General features: G+C 68.4%; 6 protein-coding genes. 1 reads left to right on the forward strand and 5 read right to left on the reverse strand.

The features are described 5' to 3' along the window. The 5 genes from hpnK to MFF42_RS19385 all read right to left on the reverse strand — a co-directional run. Positions 1-487, reverse strand: a 487-nt coding sequence (gene hpnK, locus MFF42_RS19365; protein ID WP_238257212.1) for a hopanoid biosynthesis-associated protein HpnK, incomplete at its 3' end; no start/stop codon positions are given. Positions 488-611: 124 nt separating this feature from the next. After that, positions 612-2,036, reverse strand: coding sequence for a hopanoid biosynthesis associated radical SAM protein HpnJ (gene hpnJ, locus MFF42_RS19370; protein ID WP_238257207.1), 1,425 nt, complete (start codon positions 2,034-2,036; stop codon positions 612-614). 52 nt (positions 2,037-2,088) lie between these two features. Continuing rightward, positions 2,089-3,285, reverse strand: coding sequence for a bacteriohopanetetrol glucosamine biosynthesis glycosyltransferase HpnI (gene hpnI, locus MFF42_RS19375; protein WP_238257208.1), 1,197 nt, complete (start codon positions 3,283-3,285; stop codon positions 2,089-2,091). Between the two features lie 172 nt (positions 3,286-3,457). After that, a complete protein-coding gene (locus tag MFF42_RS19380) occupies positions 3,458-4,078 on the reverse strand; it encodes an MlaC/ttg2D family ABC transporter substrate-binding protein (protein WP_238257209.1) in 621 nt (206 codons plus the stop codon). Beyond that, positions 4,069-5,202, reverse strand: coding sequence for an HpnL family protein (locus tag MFF42_RS19385; RefSeq protein WP_238257210.1), 1,134 nt, complete (start codon positions 5,200-5,202; stop codon positions 4,069-4,071). Before MFF42_RS19385 ends, MFF42_RS19380 begins: the two co-directional genes overlap by 10 nt. A gap of 211 nt (positions 5,203-5,413) precedes the next feature. On the opposite strand from MFF42_RS19385, the gene MFF42_RS19390 reads away from it, so the two are divergent. Then, positions 5,414-6,607, forward strand: coding sequence for an amidinotransferase (locus tag MFF42_RS19390; RefSeq protein WP_238257211.1), 1,194 nt, complete (start codon positions 5,414-5,416; stop codon positions 6,605-6,607). Positions 6,608-6,773 lie beyond the last annotated feature (166 nt).

Raw genomic sequence — 6,773 nt, forward strand, 5'->3', positions numbered from 1 at the left:
CGCGCGGCTCGCGCGGCACCCGCAGCGCCCGCATCCCGTAATCGCGGCCGATCCGCAGCACCATCCCGGCGATCAGCGGGTGGATGTGGAAGTGCTTGTGGGCGTTGACGTGGTCGAGCGCGAGGCCGGTCGCGCGAAACGCCTCGAACTGCGCCCGGATCTCCGCGGCGAGCTGGCGGCGGGCGGTCGCCTTGAGGGCGAGGTCGAGGCCGAGGCGCTCCATGTCGCGCCGCATCAGCCCCTGCCCGTCCGTCAGGTCGGGGAGGTTTTGGGGCGGCAGCGTTGGCCATGCCTCGACCAGGACGAGGTGGAGCCCGACCCGCAGGGAGGGCGTGCGCCGGGCGCGGGCGAGCGCGTCGGCGGCGCCGGGGGCCGAGACCATCAGGCTGGCGGCGGTGAGGATCCCCTCGCGGTGGGCCTGCTCGACGGCCTCGTTGACCTCGCGGCTCAGGCCGAAATCGTCGGCGGTGACGACCAGTCGCTTCACGCTCGGCCCCATGGTTCGGGTGTCGCGAGGGCGAGCCCTCTCGCGGGTCTAGGGCGGAGCCCTGGAAACGGAAATGGCCGGGCCCAAGGCCCGGCCATTCCTGATTCCGATGTCTCTGTCGGCGTTACGCGGCGGCCTTGCGGTCCCGCAGGAAGTGCCAGAACTCGACGCCCTCGCGCAGGCGGCGCTTCATCATCTCGGGCGAGCGGACCATCTCGTTGACGATCGAGGCGATCTTCGGCGCGCGGAAGTAGAACTTCCGGTAGAACTCCTCGACCGCCGAGAAGATCTCCGAGTGGGACAGATGCGGGTAGTGGAGGGGCGCGATCTGCACGCCGTTCTCGTCGACGAGTTCGGCGTTCTCGACGTCGAGCCAGCCGTTCTCCACCGCCTGCTTGTAGAGGAAGGTGCCCGGATAGGGCGCGGCCAGGGAGACCTGGATCGTGTGCGGGTTGATGCGCTTGGCGAAGGCGATCGTCTCCTGGATCGTCTCCTTGGTCTCGCCCGGCAGGCCGACGATGAAGGTGCCGTGGATGGCGATGCCGAGGTCGTGGCAGTCCTTGGTGAACTTCTCCGCCACCTCGACGCGCATGCCCTTCTTGATGTTGTTCAGGATCTTCTGGTTGCCGGACTCGTAGCCGACCAGGAGCAGGCGCAGGCCGTTCTCCTTGAGCACCTTCAGGGTCTCGCGCGGCACGTTGGCCTTGGCGTTGCACGACCAGGTCACGCCGAGCTTGCCCAGCTCGCGGGCGATCTCTTCCGCGCGGGGCAGGTTGTCGGTGAAGGTGTCGTCGTCGAAGAAGAATTCCTTCGTCTGCGGGAACTCCTTCATGCAGTACTTGATCTCTTCGATCACGTGGGCGACCGAGCGGGTGCGGTAGGTGTGCCCGCCGACGGTCTGCGGCCACAGGCAGAAGGTGCAGCGGCTCTTGCAGCCGCGGCCCGAGTAGAACGAGATGTAGGGGTGCTTCAGGTAGCCGATGAAGTACTTCTCCATCTCGAGATCGCGCTTGTACACGCTCGTGACGAAGGGAAGCTGGTCCATGTCCGTCATGATCTCGCGGTCCTCGTTGTGGACCACGACGCCGTTGGCGTCACGATAGGACAGACCCTTGATCTGCGACATCGGCACACCGTCGGCGACTTCCTTGACGGTGAAGTCGAACTCGTTGCGGGCGACGAAGTCGATCACCGGCGCCTGCGCCATCGAGCCGGCGGCATCGACCGCGACCTTGGCGCCGATCAGGCCGGCGATGAGCTTGGGGTTGGCGGCCTTGAGGGCCTCGACGGTCTTCACATCGGACTTGAAGGACGGGACCGAGGTGTGGAGCACGACGAGGTCGAAATCGTTGGCCTGGGCCACGATCTCGTCGAGCTTGATGTTGTGCGGGGGCGCGTCGATCAGCTTCGAGTTCGGCACCAGGGCGGCCGGCTGGGCGAGCCAGGTCGGGTACCAGAACGACTTGATCTCGCGCTTGGCCTGGTAACGGGAGCCGGCACCGCCGTCGAAGCCGTCGAAGGTGGGGGCCTGCAGGAAGAGCGTGCGCATGGGGTTCAAGGCCTCAAGGCTCGAGACAGTATTGATGTGAGGTTTTAGGAGTTCAGACCGAGGTGGCGCGCGACTCGCGACCGAGGCCGTGCTCCGGAATCAGCGTACCGTCCGCAACCACACGGTAATCGTGACCTTTCCATGTCACCGCACCCGAGACGAAGCTCCAGGTGAAGTTGATGAAGGAGAGCATGTCGCGAATCGGCAACAGCCAGTAGGCGTGCGGCGCGAGGCCGAAGGCCCGCTCGATGCGCAGGCACAGCAGGATGCGGCAGGCGAGCGCGAGCGCGGCCACCGCGAGCGCCCCGGCGCCCGCGCCGGGCATCAGCGCTGCGAGCAGCGCCAGCGGGAAGGCGTGGGTGACGACGGAGCCGGCATAGCCCTTGGGATCGACGTTGCGGATGGTGCGGTTCCAGCGCAGCTCGTGCCGCCACAGGCCGGACAGCTCGGTGTCGACGCAGGCATGGCCGATGGTCAGCGCGGGGATCGCCACGCGGCCGCCCTCGGCGCGCAGGGCCTCGCCGATGGCGTAGTCGTCGGCCAGATCGTCCTTGAAGGCGCGGAAGCCGCCGATGCGGGCGAGCGAGGCGGCGGTCATCGCGATGGTCGAGCCGAAACAGGGCCGGGCGAGATCGAAGGTGGTGCCGAGGATGACGTTGGGCACGAACTGGACGTCGATGGCGAGCGCGGCGAGTTGGGCGCACAGGCCGCGGTCGCCCGGCACGCCGTGGTAGAGGCAGGTCACGCCGGAGACCCCCGGCTGCGACAGGGCGGCGACGACGCGCTCCAGGTAGTCGGATCGCACCGACATGTCGCTGTCGGCCAGCACCACGACGCCGTGGGCGATCTTGTCCGACATGTTGATGAGGTTGGAGACCTTGCGGTTCGAGCCGTGCTGGCTCGCATCCACCACGAGATCGATCGTCAAGCGCGGATGGGCCGCGCGCAGGCGCTGGACCACGCCGATCGCCGGGTCGGCGGCGTTCTGGACGCCGAACACGACCTGCACCGGGCCGGCGTAGTCCTGGCGGCAGAAGCTGTCGAGGTTCTCGAACAGGTCCGGTTCGAGGCCGCAGAGCGGCTTGAGGATCGACACGCCGGGGCGCGGCGCATCGGCCGCGAGCGTCGGCGTGGGCTGCGCGGCGAAGCGGCCGACGAGGATGGCGGCGAGCAGGGCGTAGACGCAGCCGGCGAGCGCCATCAGGAGAAGCGCGGGGGCGATCCAGGCCGACAGCTCGTTCAGGTCCATGGCGCGGCGTTGCTCGCTGCTGTCTCGGTTCGGGCGCCGCGGACGGCGGTCTGAAAGGGTCAGGCCCGGATGCCGCCCCGACGGGTGGCGGTCGGCTCCGGGCCTTTGTCCAGATGAACTCGATGCCGCCGAATCGATCTCGGCCCCGGCACGAGGAAACGCTTGTAAGCCCTTACTCTCGCGGCGAGACTTTGGCGGCGAGCATTCCGTCGGTGCGTTCGCGCATGAATTTCAGCAGGCCGTCGGCGCCGCCCTTGAGCGGGTCGGCGAAGCTCGCCCGCATCGAGGCGACCTCGCTGACATTGCCGTTGAGCAGCACGTCCTGCACCCGGTTGCCCGCGTTGACGACGTAATCGACGTCCGATTCATCGCCGTCCTTGTTCGAGACGCGGGTGAAGACGACGCGGTTGGGCCCGCGCTCCTCGCTCTGCGGCTTGATGTCGAACTTGCCGCCCGCCGCCTGCGAGAGGCGGTTGGCGTAGAGCGTGACGAAGTACTTGCCGAAGGTCTCGGTCAGCGCGTCCTGCTGCTCGGGCTTGAAGGTCTTCCACTTCGGGCCGACGGCGGTGCGCACCATGGCCGGCGTGTCGAAGGTGGCGGCCAGGGTGTCGCCGACGATCGCGAGACGGCTCTTGAGGTCGCCCGCGCCGTTCTTCAGCGCCTCCTCGAACTTGGCGTAGAGACGCTTGATCGGCTCGACCGCCGGATCCTCGGCGGCACGGGCGATCTGCGGCGTCCCCGAGACGGCGAGCGCCGCAGCGGCGGCGAGAAGGGTGCGGCGGTTCAGGCGCACTTCTGGAGCGCTCCAGCTTCGTTGTCGGGGGAGAGGACGGCCGGGTTCCGGGCGGCGGGATAGCCGTAGGCCGGGGCGAGCGGGGCGGGACCGGGACGGCGGCCGAGCCGCGCGCGGATCGCGCCGAGCCCTTCGCGAACCGCCTCGGCGGTTTCGGGCTCGGACGAGGCGGCGGTCCTGCGCTCCATCAGGTTCCACAGGGCGAGGCTCGGCAGGCCGACGGAGAGGTCGGCGACGCGCTTGACCAGCGACAGGGCCAGCGCGGCCTCCGCCGGGATGCCGAACAGGGCGCCCAGCGCGATCAGGCCGCCCTCCTGGGCGCCGATGGCGCCGGGCACGACGAAGGCGGCGCCGCGCACGGCCTGGGCGAGGCTCTCGATCACCAGGGCATCGACGAAGCTGATCGAGTAGCCCATGGCGTTGAGGGCGATCCACACCTCGACGGTGCCGACGACCCAGCCGGCGAGGTGGATCAGCAGCGCCGCGCCGACGCGGGCGCGGTTGCCGTAAAGGCGGCGCAGGTTCTCGTAGAGCACCTCGATCGCGCCCAGCGCGCGCCACTCGCGGCCGGCGGCGAAGCGGCTGAGCGCGGCCTCGATCAGGCGGTGACCGCTGCGGCGCTGGATGACGTAGAAGGCGGCGAGCGCCGGGATGGCGAGCAGCACGCCGCCCGCGACGGTGCGGACCAGCGGCCCGTCGCCGGTGATCTGCATCAGGAGGAGGAGGCCGGCGATCGTGAAGACGAGCTGGGTCACCGCCTGCGTCATCAGGTCGACGAACATGCTGGCGCCGGCCATGCCGCCCGGCGTGCCGCGGCGGGTGAGCAGGCGCGCGCCGATGAGGTCGCCGCCGACCTGCGCCACCGGCAGGAGCGTGTTGATGCCCTCGCGCACGAAGCGCAGCGAGATGCAGTCGCGCAGGGTCGGCCCGGCGCCGCGGGGGAACACCACGTGCCAGCCGAGACCGGCCCAGGCGACCGCGAGGAAGCGGGCGAGCACGACGGCGAGCGTTCCCCAGCCCGCGCTCACCACCGCGGCGGTGACATCGGATACGCCGGACGACAGGAACAGCGCCAGCGCCGTGCCCAATCCGACGATCGATGCCAGTGTTGTGAGACGCTTCATCAGCCTCTTTCGAATGATCGCGAAGGCTTGTGTTGTCGAAATCCCACCAGAAGCGACCATCGAAGCTTAGCCGGTGGCGGGAAGCGTTCCGGCAGGTTGCAGCTTTGCCCAGCGCTGTCTATCACCCGATTGACACACCGGGGAGCAAAGCGGCGCCCGCGGTGGCTGCTGACGACGATTGTCGCGAGACGCCGCTTCTAGGGAGCCTAAAATGGATCGCGAGCCGCAGATCACGGCGGATTCCGCCCTGATCGACGACGCCTCGTCGAAGGGGTTCACGGAAGGGTACGAGGGCCGCCACGAGTCGGAAGGCCGCGCCCCGGCCACCCGCAGCCCGGTGATGGCCTGGAACGAGTGGGATCCGCTGGAGGAGGTGATCGTCGGCTCGCTCGACGGCGCCACGATCCCGACCCACCACCTCACCGTGATCTTCAACCTGCCGCGGGCGGCGCAGCCGTTCTACCGCTTCGCCTCCGGCTGGAAGTATCCGAAGTTCATGAAGAAACTGGCTCAGCAGGAGCTGGACAACTTCATCTCGATCCTGGCCGGCGAGGGCGTGAAGGTCCGCCGTCCCGACTCGGTCGACTTCTCGAAGAAGTTCAAGGCGCCGCGCTGGACGTCGCGCGGCTTCTGCGTCGCCTGCCCGCGCGACCCGTACCTCGTGATCGGCGACGAGATCATCGAGAGCCCGATGTGCTGGCGCTCGCGCTACTTCGAGGGCGACGCCTACCGCTCGCTGTTCAAGGAATATTTTCGCGCGGGTGCTCGCTGGACCTCGGCGCCGCGTCCGCAGCTGACCGACGACCTCTACAACTACGATTACCGGGTGCCGAACCTGAAGGCCGGCGAGCCCATGCAGTTCACGGTCAACGAGTTCGAGCCGGTCTTCGACGCCGCCGACTTCGTGCGCTGCGGCCGCGACCTGTTCGTGACCCGCTCCAACGTGACGAACCTGATGGGCATCGAGTGGCTGCGCCGCCATCTCGGCCCCGGCTTCCGCATCCACGAGATCGAGAGCCGCTGCCCGCAGCCGATGCATATCGACTCGTCGTTCATGCCGCTCGCGCCGGGCAAGGTGCTGGTCAATCCCGACTACATCGACGTCGAGAAGCTCCCGGCGGTGCTCAAGAAGTGGGACGTGCTGATCGCCCCGCGCCCCGACCCGGTTTCGGGCTTCATGAGCAAGATCTCGATGTGCTCGCCCTGGACCTCGATCAACGTGCTCGCCATCGACGAGAAGAAGATCGTCGTCGATGCCAGCCAGCCGACCCTGATCAAGGCCCTCAAGGATTGGGGCTTCGACCCGATCCCGGCGCCGTTCCTGTCCTACGGCCCGTTCGGCGGCTCATTCCACTGCGCCACCCTCGACGTGCGCCGCCGCGGCGTGCTGAAGTCCTACTTCTGAGGGATCGCCTCGCCCGCTTTGGGTGAGGCATCGGACATCGTCGGAGCCTGCCGCGAATGCCTCGCGGCGGGCTCTTTTCATTTCACGCAGCCGTGGCGGTGCCGGATTGTTTCGCTGTCGCTCGCCATGACGGCACGGGTGATCCTCGCCGTCATGGCGAGGCGGA

Origin of the sequence: Methylorubrum podarium (assembly GCF_022179745.1) — a bacterium.
GTDB classification, from domain to species: domain Bacteria; phylum Pseudomonadota; class Alphaproteobacteria; order Rhizobiales; family Beijerinckiaceae; genus Methylobacterium; species Methylobacterium podarium.

What these genes read in the sequence shown, in the direction of transcription:
- hpnI (WP_238257208.1), bottom strand. Translation starts at nt 3,285, where the DNA reads ATGGACCTGAACGAGCTGTCGGCCTGGATCGCCCCCGCGCTTCTCCTG.
- MFF42_RS19385 (WP_238257210.1), bottom strand. Translation starts at nt 5,202, where the DNA reads ATGAAGCGTCTCACAACACTGGCATCGATCGTCGGATTGGGCACGGCG.
- MFF42_RS19390 (WP_238257211.1), top strand. Translation starts at nt 5,414, where the DNA reads ATGGATCGCGAGCCGCAGATCACGGCGGATTCCGCCCTGATCGACGAC.
- hpnJ (WP_238257207.1), bottom strand. Translation starts at nt 2,036, where the DNA reads ATGCGCACGCTCTTCCTGCAGGCCCCCACCTTCGACGGCTTCGACGGC.